Raw genomic sequence first — 18,852 nt, forward strand, 5'->3', positions numbered from 1 at the left:
TCCCTTCGACGGGGTGGGTGAAAAAGCCGGTCGGCACCGATCGCGGTCGCCTACCGCACCCGCTCGCCGGGGTCGGCGTCCTCGAGCGTCGTCAGGAGGTCCGCCCCCTCGCCCGCGGCGAGCACCATCCCGTTGGATTCGACGCCGAACAGTTCCGCCGGCTCCAGGTTCGCCAGCACGACCACTCGCGTCCCGGGCAGGGAGTCGAGGTCGTGGAGTTGCTTGATGCCCGCGACGATCTGTCGCTCCTCGACGCCGATGTCGACGACGAGTCGCGCGAGGTCGTCCGCTCCCTCGATCCCCTCGGCCGCCAGGATCTCGCCGACCCGCATGTCGAGGTCCTGGAACTCGTCGAAGCCGATCCGCTCGGATTCGAGGGGATCGAGGTCGACCGCGGCGTCGCCGTCGTCCTCGCCCTCGGCCTCCTCGACGCGCGCTTCGAGTTTCGCGTTGAGTTCCTCGACACGCTCCTCGGGGATCTTCTCGTAGAGTTCGTCGGGGGCGTCGAACTCGGCGGCCGGCGGTTCGAGCGCGGCGTCGACGGTCACGTCGTGGACCGACCCCTCGCCGCCGACCTGCGACCACAGGCGGTCGCAGGTGCCGGGCGCGACCGGCGCGAAGAGGACGGCCACGGCCTTCGACACCTGCACGCAGTCCCGGAGCACCTGTGCCGCCCGCTCGGGGTCGTCGTCGACGAGGTTCCACGGCTCGTTTTGCTGGATGTACTCGTTGCCGAAGGCCGCGAGCGAGACGGCGGCGTCGCCCGCCTTCCGTACCGAGTAGTCGTTGACTGCGGCGGCGAACTCGTCGACGGCGTCCTCGATGCGTTCGCGCACCTCGGCCGAGAGGTCGGCGTCGGGCGTCCCGCCGAACTCGCGGTGGGCGAAGAGCAGCGATCGGTAGGCGAAGTTGCCGACCGTCCCGACGAGTTCGTTGTTGACGCGCTCGCGGAACCGCTCCCACGAGAAGTCCACGTCCTGCTGGAAGCCGCCGTTGGTGGCGAGGTAGTACCGCAGGAGGTCCGGGTGGAAGCCCTCGTCGAGGTACTCGTCGGCCCAGACGGCGCGGTTGCGCGAGGTGGAGAAGCCCTGGCCGTTGAGCGTGATGAACCCGCTCGCCATCACGGCGCGGGGTTCGCCGTAGTCGGCGCCCCGCAACATCGCGGGCCAGAAGACGGTGTGGTGCTGAATGATGTCGCGACCGATGACGTGGACCACCTCCCCGTCGCCCTTCCAGGCGTCCTCCCAGTCGAAGACGTCGGCGCCGACGCGCTCGGTGTACTGCTTCGTCGAGGAGACGTACTCGATGGGGGCGTCGACCCAGACGTAGAGGACCAGATCGTCCGCTCCCTCGCCATCACCGGACTGCATCCGGTCTTCCGAGGAGCGTGGCTCCTCGCCCTCCGGGTAGTCGATCCCCCAGTCCATGTCGCGGGTGATACACCAGTCGCGGAGCTCCCCTTCGATCCACTCCCGGGGCTGGTTCTTCGCGTTTGCCGTCCCCTCGAGGCGGTCGATGAACTCGGCGAGGTAGTCCTGGAACGCCGAGACGCGGAAGAACTTGTGGGTCTGCTCGCGGTACTCCGCGGGGTTGCCGGTGATGGTGCTTTCGGGGTCCTCGATCTCCCCGGGTTCGAGGTGACGGCCACAGCCCTCGTCGCACTCGTCGCCGCGGGCCCGCTCCCCGCAGTACGGGCAGGTCCCCTCGACGTATCGGTCCGGGAGCGACTGCTCCTCGGCGGGGTCGTAGGCCACCATGATCTCCTTCTCGTAGACGTGGCCGTTGTCCGCCAGCGCCCGCACGATCTCGGTCGTCAGTTCGACGTTCGTCTCGTCGTGGGTGTGACCGTAGTTGTCGAACTCGACGCCGAACTTCGGGAACGTCTCCGCGTAGGTCTCGTGCCACTCCAGGGCGAACTCCTCCGGGGAGACGCCCGCCTCCTCGGCGTTGACCGCGACGGGCGTCCCGTGCATGTCCGATCCGGAGACGAAGGCCGTCTCCTGTCCCAGTTTGCGCAGGGCGCGGGCGTAGACGTCCCCGCCGACGTACGTTCGCAGGTGGCCGATGTGGAGGTCGCCGTTGGCGTAGGGCAACCCACAGGTCACCACCGCCGGTCGATCCGTGGGGAACTCCTCGTGGCTCATACGCGTGTAGTCGGCGATGGGCGCCTAAAGCCCGCCGGTTCCGGACGACACCGCCGCCCCGTTCGGGCCGCCCCACGAGCGTCGGCGGCTACTCGATGGTGACCGTCCCGGTGGCGGTCCGCTCGCCGTTCAGTCGTACCTCGACCTCGTACTCGCCGGGGTCCTCGGGGTTGTCGACGGCGGGGTAGCCGACGACGATCACGTCACCCCGGGGGGGTGTCGCCGGTGTCGAGGGTCACGCCGGCGTCGCCGCGACGGCGACGTACGTCCCCTCCCGCGTCGGCCGTTCGACGGTCGCCACGCGTTCGACGGTCAGCCCCGCGTCCTCGAGACACCCCCGCCAGTACGCCACGTGGTCGTCGACGCCGTCGGGCGTGATCGGCAGTTCCAGCAGGCCGACGACGCCGTCGTCGGCACACACCCGTCGGAGTTCCGCGAACGCCGCCGCCCGCCGCTCCTCGGGGACGTCGTGGAGGACCCGACAGGCGGTGACGGCGTCGACCGACCCGTCCGCGAGGGGGAGGCGGGCGGCGTCGCCCGCGACCGGCGACACGTCGACGCCCGCGAGCGCCCCGTTGTGTCGCGCCAGCGCCGGGCCGTTGCCGAGGATCACCCGGTCGTCGAAGGGGTCGAGGCCGACCACCGTCGTGCCGTCGGGGAGGGATGGCGCGAGGCCGACGATCGACCGCCCGGAGCCACACCCCACGTCGAGGACGCGGTCGGCGTCCTCGAGCGACAGGATCGACCCCAGCGCGTCGTACTTGGCGCGGTCGAGCGCCCACGGGGCCGGCGAACAGAGGCGGCGGGCGGCGTCGCCGCCGCGGTAGAGCGCGCCCGCCGCGACGCCGACGGCGACGGCCCGGAGCGTCCGCCCCCCGCGCCGGTAGGCGACGACGGCGGCCCAGAGGAGAACCGCCGCGGCGGCGATTCGGGGGAGGCGTTCGCGCCAGTGGTAGACGCCGAAGAAGTGCGGTCGGGATGCCATGGAGGGAGTCGAGGCCGCGGGGGGATGTAGCTGACGGGGATCGAACGCCTTTTGCGCCCGCCCGGCCACCGCCGACTATGACACTCGGACCCACCGACCGCGTCCGTGCCGTCGAGCGTTCCAGCATCCGCTACATGTTCGACATCGCCGAGGAGATGGACGACGACCTCGTGCGACTGGAGGTCGGCATTCCCGACTTCGAGACGCCCGAACACGTCGTCGACGCCGCCTGCACGGCCGCGCGGGACGGCCACACGAGCTACACCACCAACGCCGGCAACCCGGAGCTCAGAGCGGCCATCGCCGACCACATGGCCGACGACTACGGCGTCCAAGTCGCTCCCGACGAGGTGATCGTCACCGCGGGCGGGATGGAGGCGCTACACCTCGCCGCCCTCTGTACCGTCTCGCCCGGTGAGGAGGTCGTCTTCCCGACGCCCGGATTCCCCAACTACTGGGTTCAGGTTCGGATGGCCGACGGCGTCCCCACGCCGGTCCCGATGCCCGCCGACGACGGGTTCGCCCTCGACGCCGACCGCCTCGTCGACGCCATCGGCCCCGACACGGCGCTCGTGATCCTCTGTTCGCCCAACAACCCCACGGGACGGACGTACGACGCCGACGCCGTCAACGCCGTCGTCGACGCCGCCGCCGAGCACGACGCCTACGTCGTCGCCGACGAGGTGTACCTCGGCCTCTCCTACGGGCGCGACCCCCAGGGTGTCGCCGCCATGACCGGCCACCCCGAGAACGTCCTCACGGTCAACTCCTGTTCGAAGCGCTACGCCATGACCGGGTGGCGGGTGGGGTGGCTCGCGGGGACGACCGACATCGTCGATCAGGCGACGAAGATCCACGAGTCGACCACCTCCTGTGCGTCGAGCGTGAGCCAGCACGCCGCCCTCGCGGCCCTGACCGGGCCCCAGGACGCCGCCGCCGACATGTACGACGCCTTCCGCGAGCGCCGCGACTACGTCGTCGACCGGGTCGCGACCATCGACGGCCTGACCTGTCCCCGACCGGAGGGCGCGTTCTACGCCTTCCTCGATCCGGACCTGCCGGGGACGAGCCTGGAGATGGCGGAGCACCTGCTCCGGGAGTACGGCGTCGTCCTCGCGCCCGGCGACGGGTTCGGCGAGGCGGGCGACGGCCACGTTCGCCTGAGCTTCGCCAACAGCCTCGACCGTCTGGAGACGGGACTCGATCGGCTCGAACGCGCCATCGACGACGCCCGGTAGCGCGACGGGTTTTTGCCCGGTGGACGGTACCGTCACACATGGTGTCGGTCCCCGGCGAACTCGCTCCACCCCCGCGGATCGTCGACTGGTCGCTGTTCGCCGCCGTCGGCGTCGCCGTCGCGACCGGCGTCACGAGCTTCTGGCTCGGCCACCCGTCGGACGCCGCCGTCTTCTGGATCCACGCCGTCGCCGGGCTGTCGCTCCTCCCGCTCCTCGCGGCGAAGTTCCGCCGGGTCGCCGGCCGCGTCCGCGACCGGCGGGCCTGGGACCGCGCCACGCCACTCTCCGTCTGTCTCGCGGCCGTCGCCGTGGCCGCCGGCGCGACGGGCGTCGGGTGGGCCCTGGGCGTCACCGCGCCGCTCGGCGTCTGGACGCTCCTCAACCTCCACATCCTGTTCGGCCTGCTTGTCGGACCTCTCCTGTTGGTGCACCTGCGGTCGCGCTTTCGCCCGCTCCGGGGCCGGGACGTCCGGGACCGCCGGGTCGCGCTCCAGTACGCGGCGCTTGTGGCCGCCGGCGGCGCGACGGCGTGGATTCTGCGACGGCTCGCGGCCCTGCTGGAAACGCCCGCCGCGTCCCGGCGGTTCACCGGCTCGCGCGAACTCGACGCCGGGAGCGACCTCCCGGTCACGAGCTGGGTGGTGGACGACCCGGCGCCCGTCGAGCCGGCGGCGTGGACGCTGACCGTCGACGGACGGGTCGCCCGCCCGCTGGCACTCGGCGTCGACGACCTGCAACCTGCCACGGAACGGCGGGCGCTCCTCGACTGTACGAGCGGGTGGTACGCCGAGCGCGACTGGCGGGGGCTCGACCTCGGCACGCTCGTCGACGCCGCGGAGCCGACGGCCGACGCCGCGTGGGTGACGGTCCACTCGGTGACGGGCTACCGGTGGAGCCTCCCGCTGCCGGAGGCCCGGGAGGCCCTGCTGGCGACGCATCTCTCCGGCGAACGGCTCGACCACGGCCACGGCTACCCGCTCCGTCTCGTCGCCCCGGATCGCCGCGGCTTCCAGTGGGTGAAGTGGATCGAACGGGTGGAGGTCCGTCGACGGCCCGATCCGCGCCAGTGGCTCGCCGTCTTCGTCAGCGGGTTCTATAGTAGCGGTTGAAACTGTTCACACATCCGATCGCCGGACTGCGTACGATCGGATGTGCGATGATTTCAACCGCTACTATAGTCCAAGTCGCCGCCCCGGATGGCGCGCTCGGCGGCGGCGAGCGTCGCGTCCGGGTCGAACTCCGCGACGAGCCGTTCCAGTTCGGCCCGGTCGGCGTCGGCCAGGTCGCGGGCGTGTGCCGTGATCCGCGGGACCGCACGCAGGATGTTGTCGACGATCGGGACGTCCGCGACCTGCGCCGACCGCGACAGCGGGTTCAGATCGATCACGAGTTCGACCTTCCCGAGGTCGGCGAGGGCCGCGGCGCGGTCGCCGTCCTCCAGCGGCACCAACACGACGTCGGCGTCGGCGATACCGTCCGCGTCGACTTTCGCGCGCTCGTGGGCCAGGTTCGGGATGCGGGCGTCGGCGGCCATCCCCTTCACCTCGCGTGCGCCGTGCTCGCGGAGGTGGTCGGCGATGGCCCGTATCCGCTCGTCCGTCCGGTTGAACAGGTTCACCTCCAGGTCGGCCCCGACGGCGTCGGCGAGGTCGACCAGTTCCGCGGGGACGAGCGCCGCCGCGTTGCCGTTCACGGCGACGACGGGATGATCGGCGAGCAGGAGGTGGGCAGCAGCCGCCCGCGCCGCCGCGTCCGCCGAGGGGATGGTCCGCTCGCCGAGCAAGTAGTCGAAGGCCTCGCCACGACCCTGTGCGATGAGGCCCTGCCGGCTGGTGATGCCCTTCTCGACGCCCGCCTCGACGCGGTGGCGGGTCACCAGCGAGTCGTGACGGGGGTGATCCGCCGGAATCTCGGCCTCGACCATGCGCGTCCGATACGCCGGGCCGAACAAAAGCGCCCCGATCAGTCGTCGGCGAGGTGCGCACCCGCGTCGTAGGTCCGACAGACCGTCGCGTCGTAGCCCGCGTCGGAGAGCCCCGACCCGAGTGCGAACACCGTCTCCCCGAGCATCGCCATGGAAGCCCGCCCGCCGGCGTCGTCGACGGCCGAGAGGACCTCTGCGAGTCGGTCGGTCACCAGCCCCGTCTCGTCGGCGAAGCGCCGCGATTCGTCGAGCAGCGTCGACAGGGTCGGCCGATCCACCAGCCGCGAGAGGGCCGCCTCACCCGCGGTCACCAGCCGGTCGGTGTCGCCGGCGAGGACCGCCGCCGTCGAGAGGTCACCCAGCGTGAGGTACTCCACGCGCGCCCGCTCCGGGACGGCGTCGAGTCGACCGTGCGCGGGCGCGCCGGGGTCGAGACGGATCGGCACCCCGCCGCGGGCCTGTGCAACCACGTCGCCGAGGCCGGTCCCCGCGACCACCTCCGCCCGGTGGGCGAGGGTCACGAGGGCGTTCGTCGACCGCTCGCACCCGAAGGCGCGGTTGGCCGCGAGCGCCGTCCCGAGGGCCATCGCCCCCGAGACGCCGAACCCCGTCCCGAGCGGGAGGTCGCCCTCCGCGATAACCCGCGCCCGGTCGGCGACGTCGAGCGCCGAGAGCACCGTCTCCACGGCCGCCATCGGACAGTCCTCGCCGTCGAGGGTGATCCGCGGCGCGTCGTCGGCCGGCTGCACCGTCACGCGGACGCCGTCCGAGAGGGTCACCCCCGCCCCGCGCGACCCCGCCCGTTCGGGGTCGTCGTCGGGATACGGGCTGAAGAAGCCGGTGACGTGACCGGGGACGAACGCCGTCGCGTCGGCCCCCCGCGACTGTTCGCTCATGTCACCGACGACGGGCCGGGGGTCGTTAAGCCCTGTCGGAACGGCGCCGCGACCGTCACGGAGGATTCGAGCGATGATTCGATCGGCGGAGCGGGGGTCGCCCTACGGGCTCAGACGCTGCCTGTCTCGCGGGAACAGGACAGCCTCGCGGATGTTGTCCAGATCCAGCATCGTCATCACCAGCCGCTCGACGCCGTAGGCCCACCCGGCGTGGGGCGGCATCCCGTAGCGGAACATCCGGGTGTAGTAGTCGAACTGCTCGGGGTCGAGACCCTGCTGTTCGAAGCCGGCGACGAGTTCGTCGTAGCGGTGTTCGCGCTGCCCGCCCGAGACGAGCTCCATCCGCGGGTGCATCAGGTCGAAACCCTTCGAGAGCTGCGGGTCGTCGTCGTAGTCCTGGATGTAGAACGGCTTGATCTCGGAGGGCCAGTCGGTGATGAAGTAGTGGCCGCCGACGTCCGAGCCGAGCGCCTTCTCGGCCTCGGTCGGCAGGTCGTCGCCCCAGACGAGCTGTTCGTCGAGTTCGCCCGTGGCGTTGACCCGCTCGATGGCCTCCTCGTAGGTGAGCCGCGGGAAGTCGTCCTCGGGGACCGCGAAGTCGTCGTAACCCAGCAGTTCGAGTTCCTCGGCGCAGTTCTCGGCGACGCCCTCGTAGGCCGCCTTGAGCGTCCCCTCACAGACGTCCATCGCCTCGTGGTGGTCGACGAAAGCCGACTCGAAGTCGATCATCGTCGCCTCGTTGAGGTGGCGGGGCGTGTTGTGCTCCTCGGCGCGGAAGATGGGACCGATCTCGAAGACGCGTTCGAGGCCACTGCCGACCATCAGCTGTTTGAACAGCTGTGGCGACTGGTTCATGAAGGCCTCCTGCCCGAAGTAGGTGATCGGGAACAGTTCCGTGCCGCCCTCCGTGCCGGTGGCGACGATCTTCGGCGTGTTGATCTCCGTGCTCCCGACCGAGCGGAAGTACTCCCGCACCGACCGCAGGATCTCGCTCCGGATCTCGAAGATGGCCTTCACCTCGGGCTTGCGGAGGTCGAGGGTGCGGTTGTCGAGCCGGGTCGGGAGTTCGGCGTCGACCTTCCCCGAGGGGTCGAGCGGAAGTTCGGGGTCGGCGCCGGCCAACACGTCGAGGGAGTCGGGGACCATCTCCAGGCCCGTCGGCGCCCGCGGCTCCTCCTCGACGGCGCCGGTGACGGTCACGACGCTCTCGCGGTGGACGTCCAGCCCCGTCTCGACGAGGTCCTCGTCCATCTCGTCTTTCTCGAACTTGATCTGGAGCTTGCCGGTGCGGTCCCGGAGGATCAGGAAGGCGATGCCGCCGAGGTCGCGGATCTCGTGGACCCAGCCGGCGACGGTCGCCGTCTCGCCGGCGGCCACGTCGGCCGTGTGCGTTCGGTTTTCCATACCCACCCGTATCGGTCCCCGTACCTTAAACGCGGCCGTTTTCGGTCGCTCGTCCGGGGCATCGTACGGCCGTCCCGTCGACCGGGGCGGCGACGGCCGCTCGCGGCCACGCCCGCTCATACGGTTATTGTGACTGTGTACCGGTGGTTCGCCGAACTGTTCTGGCGAACCACCGGTAATGACTTACGATAAACAGTATCAGTCGACGCGGAACTCGCCGATCACGTCCTCGTCGAGCGAGACGCCGAGTCCGGGCTCCTCGGGGAGGGCGATGCGGCCGTCCTCCAGCTCGGGCGGCGTCTCGAACAGCGCCTCGTACACGGGGAAGTCGGTCGGGTCGAACTCCAGCCACTCGCAGGCCGGCGACGCCGCGACGACGTGCATCGTCGCCGCGAGGCCGACGCCGGTGGTGAAACAGTGGGGGGAGACGACCGTCCCGTGGGCCTCCGCGAGCGCACAGACCTTCGTCGCCTCGGTGATGCCGCCACAACGCATCACGTCGGGCATCGCGTAGTCGACAGCGTCCGCCTCGAACAGGTCACGGAAGCCCCACTTCGTGTACTCGTTCTCGCCGGCGGCCAGCGGGACGGCGAGTTCCTCCTGCAGGGCCGCGAGCCCGTCCACGTCGTACGGCGAGAGCGGCTCCTCGTACCAGTAGACGTCGTAGTCTTCGAGCATCCGCCCGACGCGCCGGGCGTCCGGGCGGTCGTACCCGCAGTTCATGTCCACCATCAGTTCGGCGTCGCCGATGGCGTCCCGCATCGCCGCCACCCGCTCCTCGTCGGCGTCGATCCCCCGTCCGAGGTGGGTCTTGACGCCCGCGAACCCGCGGTCGACGTACGAGCCCGCCCGCTCGGCCATCGTCTCGGGGTCCTGCCAGAACAGGTCGCTCGCGTACGGTTTGAGGTCGCCGCCGACGGGACCACCGAGCAGGCGGTAGACGGGCACGCCGTGGTGCTTGCCCGCGATGTCCCAGAGCGCGATGTCGACACCGCTGGCCGCGGACAGTCCCTGCCCCTTCAGGTCCTTGTACACGGTGTCGGTCACCATCGACTCCCAGAGCCGCTGGATATCGAGGGGGTCCTCGCCGATCAGCCGCGGGGCGTACTTCTCCTCGACGATGCGCTCGACGATGTACGACTCCGGTCCCACGCCCTCGCCGATCCCCGTGATGCCCGCGTCCGTCTCGACGACGACGAAGGCCGCCCCGCGGGCCGACATCGAACGCCCACGCGAGACGCCGAGCGGTCGCTCCAGCGGTACCTCGATCCGTTCGACCCGCACGTCGGTGATCTCCATGCACGCGGGGTTCGGTGGCGGGCGAATAAAACCACGGGGCGACCGCGGCGGTGGCGTCCCCGGCTCACTCCGCGTCGGCGTCGGCCGCCTTCGCGCCCTCGACCGTCTCGCGGACGGCCGCACAGCCCTCGTCGTGAAGCAGGTCGCCGACGACGACCACGTCGGCGTGCTGGCTCATCTCCCGTGCGGCGTCGTAGTCGCCGATGCCGCCACCGTAAAACAGGGTCGCGTCGTCGAGCGCCTCGTTCGCGGCCGCGACCGTCTCGGGGTCGCCGAAGGTGCCCGAGTACTCGATGTAGACGATCTCCTGGCCGAACAGTTTCTCCGCGACGGCGGCGTAGGCGGCCACGTCGTCGGGCGACTGGTCGCAGTCGGCGTCGGTGTACTCCGCAACGGAGGAGTCGGGGTTGAGGACGATGTAGGCCTCGGTGTGGGTGCGACTCCAGTCGAGACCGTTCTCGATGCGCACCCACTCCTTGTGGGCGCCGGTGACCCAGAAGCTGTCACCGGCGTTGAACACCGTCGGGATCAGGTAGCCATCGAGCGCGGCGTCGTCGATGACGACCGCGGGGTTCGACGGCTCCTGATAGAGCGGCACGCCGTACTTCGCGCAGGCGTCGACGACCGTCTCCATCTTCTCTTTGGTCATCCCCGTCGTCCCGCCGATCTCGATGGCGTCGGTTCCGGTGGCACAGACGTCCTCGAACGTCTCACCCGCGACGAGGTCCTTGTCGGGGTCGATCTTGAGGACGTGGTCCCACTCGTCCCACGGCGTGGTCATTGCAGGTGGTTACTCCGCGGAGACGATAAAAAGGGTCCGACTCGTGGCGCTCGTCCGCCGTCGGCCACGGACGGTCAGTCCGCGTCGGCCTGCCAGTTTCGTACGGTATCCTCGCCGACGCCGTCGATCTCGTCGGCCAGCGCGTCCGGTTCGGCGGCCTTCAGGCCGGCGACGTCCTCGACGCCCGCGGCCTTCAGCTTCTCGGCGGTCTTCTCGCCGATGCCGTCGATGGCCTCCAGTTCCGTCCCCGCCTGCCGGGCCTGGTACTCCCGGTAGTTACAGATCGGACAGCCCAGATCCCACGGCTCGCGGTCAGCATCCTCGTAGGTAATCCGCAGGCCCGGGAGGCCGTGTTCCTCGCAGGTCTCCTCGACGCGTTCGACCTCGCCACGGCGAGGCATCGGGAGGGAGTACTCGCAGTCGGGGTAGCGCGTACAGCCGACGAGTCGGCCGCCGGAGCGGAGGCGCTTGACCGCGAGTTCGCCGTCGTGGTCCGCGCCACACTCCGGACACGGCCCGACGATCAGGTCGGGTTCCTCGTCGGCGGCCTCGGCCGCACACAGCGGACAGCCGTGGACGAACGTCTTCCGCCCGGCGAGCATCTTCACGTCGTGGAGGCCGTGCTCCCCGCAGACGTCGTCGAGGAGGATGGGCTTGCCCGTCGAGGGGAGCGGGAGCGTATACTCGCAGTCGGGGTAGCCGTCACAGCCGACGAAATAGGAGCCCCCGCGGCTCCGCCGGATCACGAGGTCCGCGCCACACTCCGGACACGGCCCGACGGTCTTGTCGGCCTTCAGCGACTCGCGGAGGTGATCGCCGAGCGCCTCCCGGGAGTCCTCGAGGCGGTCGAACACGCGTTCGAGGATCTCCCGCGACTCGTCGGTCACCTCGTCCAGGTCGGCCTCGCCGCGGGCGATGGCCTGCATGTCCTCCTCCAGTCGGGCGGTCATCTCCTCGCTGACGATGCGGTCGGCGAACTCCTCGGAGGCCTCGACGACCCCTCGGGCTAGCCGGGTCGGCCGGGGCGGATCGCCCTCGATGTACCCCCGGTCGTACAGCTTCTGGATCACGTCGTGTCGCGTCGCCTTCGTCCCGATGCCCATGTCCTCCATGGTCTCGATGAGTCGGGACTGCCCGTACCGGCGCGGCGGCTGGGTCTGCTTGGCTTCGAGGCGCGCCTCGGTCACCGCGAGTTCCTCCCCCTCGGCGACGTCGGGGACGTAGTTCTCCGTCGTCGAGCGGTAGGGATAGACGGCGTGGTAGCCCGGATCGACGAGGCGCTTGCCGTTGGCTTTCAGGCGGAGGTCCTCGTCGTCGCCGTCGACGGCCGCGACGACGCGCAGGTGTTCCCAGGTCGCCGCGTCCGCGACGGTGGCCAGGAAGCGGCGGACGACGAGTTCGTACACCACCCACTCGTCCTCCGAGAGGTCCGAGGGCGAGGGGAGTTCGTCGGTCGGGTGGATCGGCGGATGGTCGGTCGTCTCCTCGTCGCCGGCCGTGGGCGTGATCTCGTCGGCGTCGAGCAGGTCGGCGGCGTCGTCGCCGAACCGGGGGCCGTCCGACAGCGCGTCGAGCAGGGCCCGCGGCTCCAAGTCTTCGGGATAGACCGTGTTGTCCGTCCGGGGGTAGGTGACGTAGCCCGCGGTGTAGAGGTCCTCGGCGATGCTCATCGCGCGCTGGGCGGAGTAGTCGATCCCGCTCGCGGCGCGGATGAACTGCGTCGTGTTGAACGGCGCCGGCGGATCGTCGGTCCGGGTGCGCCGGCGCACCTCGTCGACGGTCGCCGTCGACGCCGCCGACAGGGTCCGGTCGACCGCGTCGGCCCGCGCCTCTTCCCAGACGCGCTCGGCCTCGTTGTCGTCCGCATCGAGGTAGAAGTACTGCGCCTCGAAGGTCTCCGAGTCCTTCGTGAGGGCGGCGAACAGTTCCCAGTAGTCCTCGGAATCGAAGGCGTCGATCTCGCGTTCCCGATCGACGATCAGCTTCAGCGTCGGACCCTGGACCCGGCCGACGGAGATGAAGTCGTCGCCGAGTTGCCGGGCCGACAGGGAGAGAAAGCGCGTGAGCGAGGCGCCCCACATCAGATCGATGATCTGCCGGGCCTCGCCCGCGGCCGCGAGGTCGAAATCGAGGTCGTCGGGGTCGGCGAACGCCTCCTGCACCTCGCGGTCGGTGATCGAGGAGAACCGCACCCGATCGACTGGCGCCGCCTCGTTGACCTCGCGGACGAGTTCGTACGCCTCCTTCCCGATGAGTTCGCCCTCGCGGTCGTAGTCGGTCGCGATGTGGATCCGCGAGGCGTCGCGTGCCAGCCGCCGGAGCGCCGCGACGATGTTCTCCTGGGTCGGCCGTTTCTCGACGTCCGCGCTCACGAGTTCGACCGGCTCGACGTCGCGCCAGTCGCCGTACTCCGGCGGGAAGTCGACGCCGACGACGTGCCCCGACAGGCCGATACAGCGCTTGCCACCCCACTTGTAGACGTTGACGCCGTTGACGCGGTCGCTCTCCGCGCTCCCGTCGCTCAGGATGTCCGCGATGCGACGGGCGGCGTTGTCCTTCTCCGTGACGATCAACTCGGGGCCGCGTTTCATCGACCTGCCGTACGCCGAGGGCACGCCTAAAGCTTTCGTGGGGCGTAATCACCGGACGTGAGTGGTGTGAACTGGGGACACGGAGCGCCCCCGCGGCCGCTCACTCGTCCAGGCGCTCGCGGAGCAGGCCGTTGACCGTCCCGGGGTCGGCGCTCCCGCCGGTCTTGCTCATCACCTGCCCGACGAGGAAGTTGAGGGCGCCACCCTCGCCGTCGTGGTAGTCCTCGACGGCGTCGGGGTTCTCCTCGATGGCCGCGTCGACGGCGGCGGCGACGGCGTCGTCGCCCGCCTTGCCCAGTCCCTCGCGCTCGACGACGGTGTCCGGGTCCTCGCCCTCGTCGAGCATCGTCCGCAACACCACCTCGCGGGCGTTCTTCTCCGTGATCTCGTCGGCGTCGACGAGTTCGATCAGGCGGGCGAACTCGTCGAGTCGCCCCTCGACGTCCGTGACCCGCATGTCGCGGTAGTTGAGTTCGCCCAGCAGGTCGTCGGCGACCCACGTCGCCGCGAGGCCGGGATCGAAGCGGTCCGCGACGGTCTCGAAGAAGTCGGCCACCTCCTTGGTCGACGTGAGCTTCGACGCCGCCTCGGGGTCGAGCCCGTACTCCTCGCGGAAGCGCTCGCGGCGCGCGTCCGGCAGCTCCGGGATCGGAATCCGCTCCTTCCAGTCCGCGACCTGCAGGGGCGGGAGGTCCGCCTCGCGGAAGTAGCGGTAGTCCTTCTCCTCCTCCTTCGAGCGCATGGAGACGGTGATCCCCCGGCTCTCGTCCCAGTGGCGCGTCTCCTGTTCGATCTCTCGCCCGCGCTCGACGGCGTTCTTCTGGCGGGTCACCTCGTAGGCCAGTGCCTGCTCCGCGCCCTTGTGACTGGAGATGTTCTTCACCTCGGTGCGGTTGGCCGCTTCGAGCGCCGCCTCGTCGACGTCGCCGTCGCCGTCCATCTCGTCGGCCGGGACCAGCGAGATGTTGGCGTCGATCCGGAGGCTGCCGTCGCGCGAGGCGTCGAAGACGCCGAGGTACTCCAGGACCTCCTCCAGTTTCGCGAGGAAAGCCCGGACCTCGGCCGGCCCCCGGAAGTCGGGCTCGGTGACGATTTCCATCAGCGGCGTGCCCGCGCGGTTGTAGTCGACGAGCGTGTGCTCGGCCGTCTCGATGTTGCCGCCCTCGTGCTGGAGGCTCCCGGGGTCCTCCTCGAGGTGCGCACGGCCGATGCCGACCTCGCGGCGCTCGTCCTCGACGCTCACCTCCAGGGAGCCGTCGGCACAGATCGGTGCGTCGTACTGCGTGATCTGGAAGTTCTTCGGCAGGTCGGGGTAGTAGTAGTTCTTGCGGTGGAACCGGGTCTCCTCGGCGACCTCGGCGTCGAGCGCCTTCCCCACCTTCACCGCGGCCTCGACGGCCGCCTCGTTGAGGACCGGGAGGGCACCGGGCAGGCCCAGACAGACGGGACAGGTCCGGGTGTTGGGCCCCTCGTCGTCGGCCGACTCGGTCGAACAGCCACAGAAGATCTTCGTGTCGGTCTCGAGCTGGACGTGGACCTCCAGCCCGATGACGACCGCGAGATCACGTTGCTGGAGCGCCTGCGCAGTCATTGTGCGGGGTTGTACCGGCGGTGGCTAAAGGCTAACGGGACTCGTCGGACAGTCGCTGTCGCGCAGGACAGGCCGGTGGAGAGCGGTTCGTTTTCACTACTGAGAACCCATCGTGGCTTTGTTGCCGATGGGGTCCCCAAGCCAGGGCGATGAACCGCCGAGGGATCTCCCCGCTCGTGGGGACGGTCGTCGTGATCGTCATCACCCTCCTGCTGGCCTCGATGTTCGCCGCCGGGGCGACGCAGATGGCCGACTTCGACCGTGAGCGCGATCAGGTGGGCGATCTGACCGACGACCGGGGAGCTGGGGGGTGGAACGACAGCTACCGATCCGAACTGATCTGGGCGCGCGACGACGATCCGGACGAAAACACGGTGCACGTGGTGAACTACACTATCGCGACGGGTGCCGACGCTGCCGGCAACTCCCTGAACAGCGTGGTCGTCGAATATCCCGACGGATCGGCGAGCGTCACGGGGGTGGACGAACGCGAGGACATCGAGACCGTCGGGATCGACGAGGATCGCGACGGCGACATCGAGGTCGACGCGACCGACGACGTGGAGTGTTGTCCACCCGACGACGGGGTGAAAGTCTCCGACGGCGGGAACACGATCACGATCGAGCTATCGGGGAACTACAACCTGGAGGGCGGCGACGCGTTGATCGTGGAGTTCGAGGAGGTGGATAACCCCGACGGCGCGGGTGACTACGCCGTCACCGTCGGAATCAACGGCGACGAAACCGACTCGGGTACGCTGGAGATTGACAACGACTGACCCTTCACGGCCGCCTCGGTCGAACAGCCACGGAGCAAATTCGTGCCGGTCTCGAACTGGTGTGAACCTCCAGCCCGGTGACGACCGCGAGATCACGTTGCTGGAGCGCCTGCGCAGTCATTGTGCGGGGTTGCACCGTTGGTGGCTAAAGGCTAACGGGACTCGTCGTCGGCCCACGACACCTCCTCGATTCCCTCCGCCTCCTGCGGGATGAACGGACCGATCGAGAGCGTGTGTTTCGCCACCGTCGCGATGCGGATGACGTAGACCAGCAAGACGAGAAAGGGGAGTACCGACACCGTGGTGGCCAGGGCGACGACCGGCACCAGAACGCCGGGGTAGCTCGTCGGATCGAAGAAGGCGATCATGCAGGCCGCGACGAGCAGTGCGGGAATCGTGACCGCGAAGATGCTCTCCGAGAGGTCGATGAGTTCCCACTGGAAGTAGAGCGTCTTGAAGTGTTCGCGCGCGGGGCCGAACAGTTCGAGCGTGTCGACGAGCCGGTCGAGCGCGTCGCGGGTCTCGTCGGAGACGTCGTAGCGGTTGCGGATACGCTGGGCGGTGAACAGCTTCCACGAGTAGTTGAAGTCCAGCACCGCCGAGAGCACGTCGAACCCGCCGAACTGGGCGCCGTGCAGGTCGTCGGCGACCTACGTCGCGTTCTCGGTCAGGCCTTCGGTGAGATTACGCACCGCGTCGTAGCCGTCGTCACCGTCTTCGACCGTCTCGCCGAGGGCCCTGGCGCGCTGGCCGGCGAGTTCGACGAGCGCACGCAGGAACTCCGAGGGGCGGGCGGGACTGACCGGGGCGCCGAGCATCTCGGCGGTGTCCTCGCGGAAGTCGAGGGCACCACGCATCCGGTCGCGCTGGTCGCCGAGCGGCCCCAGTTCCTGTGAGAGCACGAGTTGGTTGAGCGTCAACACCAGCGTCACACCGGTGATCGTCGCGGTGAGTAAGCCCTGGAAGAGGGTGTCGATCGAGTCGCTCTCGCGGAGGGTCCCCTCCGCACCCGGGAGATAGGTGCCGGTCACGAGCAAGACGAGAAACGCCACGACGACAAGCCCCGCGACGATGAGGCGACGGTCGGCCTCCAGCAGGAACCGGAGTTTGGTTCGGCTCTCGCCGGCGCGAGCGCGCAGCGTATCGCCGGAGTGATCCTCGCCCATGGCCTCGTTGGGGGGGCAAAAGACTGGGGCCGGCGCCGCGCCGAGCGGAAGCTTAATACCTGCGCCAGCCATGTGAGTTGACAGATGACACGGTCCACCACACCCGGACGGCCGCCGGCCGACAGTGGTGTGTCCATCGTCGCGATTATCGGGGCCCAGTAGCCCCACAACATCCTCTCTCCTCGAATCCGTCCCGTCCGCAACGACCCCCGACCATCGGCGTCGCCGCGCCACCGTGACGCCGTCGCCACACGACCCACATGACAGAACACGTTTCAGTCCAGCAAGACCCAGCGGAGGAATCGACCACAACCACGCGACCGATCACGAGCGGTGCCGACGCCGTCGTCGCGGCGCTCGAAGCCGCCGGCGTCGACCACGCGTTCGGGGTACAGGGCGGGGCCATCATGCCCGTCTACGACGCCCTGTATCACGCCGACATCGAACACGTCGTCATGGGCCACGAACAGTCCGCGGCCCACGCCGCCGACGCCTACGGCACCGTCACCGGCACGCCGGGGGTCTGTCTGGCCACCTCCGGTCCCGGCGCCACCAACCTCGTCACCGGGCTGGCCGACGCCGACATGGACTCCGATCCGGTGGTCGCCCTGACCGGGCAGGCCCCGTCGACGCTAGTCGGCAAGGACGCCTTCCAGGAGACGGACACGACGGGCGTGACCGAACCGATCACGAAGACGAACTACTTCGCGACCGATCCCGATACGGTGGGTGACGACGTCGGCGAGGCGTTCGCGCTCGCCCGCGACGGCCGGCCGGGGCCGACGCTGGTCGACCTCCCGAAAGACGTCACGCAGGCACCCGCCGAGTGGACGCCCGGCGACCCCCCACGCCCCGCCCACGTCGAGGTGCCCGATGCGGCCGACGGCGCCCGGGTCGACGCGGCCGCGGCCGCCCTCGCGGGCGCCGAGCGTCCCGTCGTCCTCGCCGGCGGCGGCGTGATCAAGGGCGAGGCGTGGGGTGAACTCCGGGCGGTGGCGACCGAGTTCGGCCTGCCGGTCGTGACGACGATGCCGGGACTCGGCTCGTTCCCCGAGGATCACGCCCTCTCGATGGGCGTCGCGGGCATGCACGGCACCGGCTACGCCAACATGGCCCTCCAGCACTGCGACGTGTTGCTCGCCGTCGGGACGCGCTTCGACGACCGACTCACCGGCGGCGTCGAGACGTTCGCACCGGGAGCGACGGTGGTCCACGTCGACATCGACCCCGCGGAGATCGACAAGAACGTGCACGCGGACCACCCGCTCGTCGGCGACGCGGCGACGGTGCTCGACCAACTCCGCGATGCGACGCCCCGGTCGCCCGACGCGGCCGCGTGGCGTACGGCGTGCGAGGAGTGGAGAGACGAGTACGCGATGGACTACAGGACAGCCGAGGACGGCCCCCTGAAACCGCAGTTCGTCGTCGAGGCGACGGACGCGCTGACGCCCGAAGACGCGATCGTCACGACGGGTGTCGGCCAACACCAGATGTGGGCGATGCAGTACTGGACGTTCCGGCACCCCCGGACGTGGGTCTCCTCCCACGGGTTGGGGACGATGGGGTACGGACTCCCGGCGGCCATCGGCGCGCGCCTCGCCGCGGCCGACGACCGGTCGGTCGTCTGCTTCGAGGGCGACGGCTCCTTCCTGATGTCGGTCCAGGAACTCGCCGTCGCGGTCCGGGAGGACCTCGACGTCACGGTGGTCGTCCTCAACAACGCGGCGATCGGAATGGTCCGGCAGTGGCAGGACGCCTTCTTCGACGGCCGCCGGATGGCCTCGGAGTACTCCTGGGTTCCGGAGTTCGACACGCTCGCGGAGGCGTTCGGCGCCAAGGGCTTCCGCCTCGAGACGGACGACGAGGTGGCCGAGACGCTTCGGGCGGCGCTCGAGTACGACGGCCCGTCGATCGTGGACGCACACGTCGCTCCGGAGGAGGACGTCTATCCCATCGTCCCGAGCGGCGGCGACGACGCCAAGTTCGCGCTGAACGGCTCGCAACTCGCGGACCTGTGACCCCGACACGTGTCACCCCGTGGCAAGAGTATAGGT

Annotated in this window: 14 protein-coding genes and 1 pseudogene; 4 read left to right on the forward strand and 11 right to left on the reverse strand. The window is 69.8% G+C overall.

Annotation, left to right across the window (positions count from 1 at the left end):
* Positions 1–50: 50 nt before the first annotated feature.
* The 3 genes from metG to EI982_RS08920 all read right to left on the reverse strand — a co-directional run bounded on the left by metG (position 51) and on the right by EI982_RS08920 (position 3,129).
* Positions 51–2,144, reverse strand: coding sequence for a methionine--tRNA ligase (gene metG / locus EI982_RS08915; RefSeq protein ID WP_157689367.1), 2,094 nt, complete (start codon positions 2,142–2,144; stop codon positions 51–53).
* An 88-nt stretch (positions 2,145–2,232) separates the two neighbouring features.
* Positions 2,233–2,346 (reverse strand): FimD/PapC N-terminal domain-containing protein, encoded by a 114-nt coding sequence (locus EI982_RS18740; protein WP_233255319.1) that lies wholly within the window; start codon positions 2,344–2,346, stop codon positions 2,233–2,235.
* A 33-nt stretch (positions 2,347–2,379) separates the two neighbouring features.
* Complete coding sequence (locus tag EI982_RS08920) at positions 2,380–3,129, reverse strand: class I SAM-dependent methyltransferase (protein ID WP_157689368.1); 750 nt, start codon at positions 3,127–3,129, stop codon at positions 2,380–2,382.
* Positions 3,130–3,206: 77 nt separating this feature from the next.
* Here EI982_RS08920 and EI982_RS08925 point away from each other — a divergent pair, with 77 nt between their 5' ends.
* Together EI982_RS08925 and EI982_RS08930 are read left to right on the forward strand one after the other, a co-directional pair.
* Complete coding sequence (locus EI982_RS08925) at positions 3,207–4,367, forward strand: pyridoxal phosphate-dependent aminotransferase (protein ID WP_233255320.1); 1,161 nt, start codon at positions 3,207–3,209, stop codon at positions 4,365–4,367.
* A gap of 38 nt (positions 4,368–4,405) precedes the next feature.
* Positions 4,406–5,476 carry a molybdopterin-dependent oxidoreductase gene (locus tag EI982_RS08930; protein WP_157689369.1) on the forward strand — a complete coding sequence of 357 codons (1,071 nt, stop codon included), beginning with the start codon at positions 4,406–4,408 and terminating at the stop codon, positions 5,474–5,476.
* 53 nt (positions 5,477–5,529) lie between these two features.
* Here EI982_RS08930 and EI982_RS08935 read toward each other — a convergent pair whose 3' ends face one another.
* The 7 genes from EI982_RS08935 to gatB form a co-directional block, all read right to left on the reverse strand.
* Complete coding sequence (locus EI982_RS08935; protein ID WP_157689370.1) at positions 5,530–6,291, reverse strand: 4-phosphopantoate--beta-alanine ligase; 762 nt, start codon at positions 6,289–6,291, stop codon at positions 5,530–5,532.
* Positions 6,292–6,329: 38 nt separating this feature from the next.
* Positions 6,330–7,187 (reverse strand): pantoate kinase, encoded by an 858-nt coding sequence (locus tag EI982_RS08940; RefSeq protein ID WP_157689371.1) that lies wholly within the window; start codon positions 7,185–7,187, stop codon positions 6,330–6,332.
* Positions 7,188–7,289: 102 nt separating this feature from the next.
* The gene (gene aspS / locus EI982_RS08945; protein ID WP_157689372.1) at positions 7,290–8,591 is read right to left on the reverse strand and encodes an aspartate--tRNA(Asn) ligase; all 1,302 of its coding nucleotides are present in this window, start codon (positions 8,589–8,591) and stop codon (positions 7,290–7,292) included.
* Positions 8,592–8,789: 198 nt separating this feature from the next.
* Positions 8,790–9,890, reverse strand: coding sequence for a mandelate racemase/muconate lactonizing enzyme family protein (locus EI982_RS08950; RefSeq protein ID WP_157689373.1), 1,101 nt, complete (start codon positions 9,888–9,890; stop codon positions 8,790–8,792).
* 64 nt (positions 9,891–9,954) lie between these two features.
* Positions 9,955–10,671, reverse strand: coding sequence for a phosphoglycerol geranylgeranyltransferase (locus tag EI982_RS08955; protein WP_157689374.1), 717 nt, complete (start codon positions 10,669–10,671; stop codon positions 9,955–9,957).
* A 74-nt stretch (positions 10,672–10,745) separates the two neighbouring features.
* Complete coding sequence (locus EI982_RS08960; RefSeq protein ID WP_157689375.1) at positions 10,746–13,262, reverse strand: DNA topoisomerase I; 2,517 nt, start codon at positions 13,260–13,262, stop codon at positions 10,746–10,748.
* Between the two features lie 100 nt (positions 13,263–13,362).
* Complete coding sequence (gatB, locus tag EI982_RS08965) at positions 13,363–14,853, reverse strand: Asp-tRNA(Asn)/Glu-tRNA(Gln) amidotransferase subunit GatB (RefSeq protein ID WP_157689376.1); 1,491 nt, start codon at positions 14,851–14,853, stop codon at positions 13,363–13,365.
* A gap of 149 nt (positions 14,854–15,002) precedes the next feature.
* Between gatB and EI982_RS08970 the strand changes: the two genes are divergently transcribed.
* Entirely contained in the window at positions 15,003–15,632 is a 630-nt protein-coding gene (locus EI982_RS08970) for an archaellin/type IV pilin N-terminal domain-containing protein (RefSeq protein ID WP_157689377.1), read from the forward strand.
* Positions 15,633–15,784: 152 nt separating this feature from the next.
* Here the strand turns inward: EI982_RS08970 and EI982_RS08975 are convergent.
* Positions 15,785–16,798: pseudogene (locus EI982_RS08975) on the reverse strand (hypothetical protein).
* A 260-nt stretch (positions 16,799–17,058) separates the two neighbouring features.
* Between EI982_RS08975 and ilvB the strand changes: the two are divergent.
* Entirely contained in the window at positions 17,059–18,816 is a 1,758-nt protein-coding gene (gene ilvB / locus EI982_RS08980) for a biosynthetic-type acetolactate synthase large subunit (RefSeq protein ID WP_157689378.1), read from the forward strand.
* Positions 18,817–18,852 lie beyond the last annotated feature (36 nt).

Origin of the sequence: Haloplanus salinarum (assembly GCF_009762275.1) — an archaeon.
In the GTDB taxonomy this organism is placed as follows: domain Archaea; phylum Halobacteriota; class Halobacteria; order Halobacteriales; family Haloferacaceae; genus Haloplanus; species Haloplanus salinarum.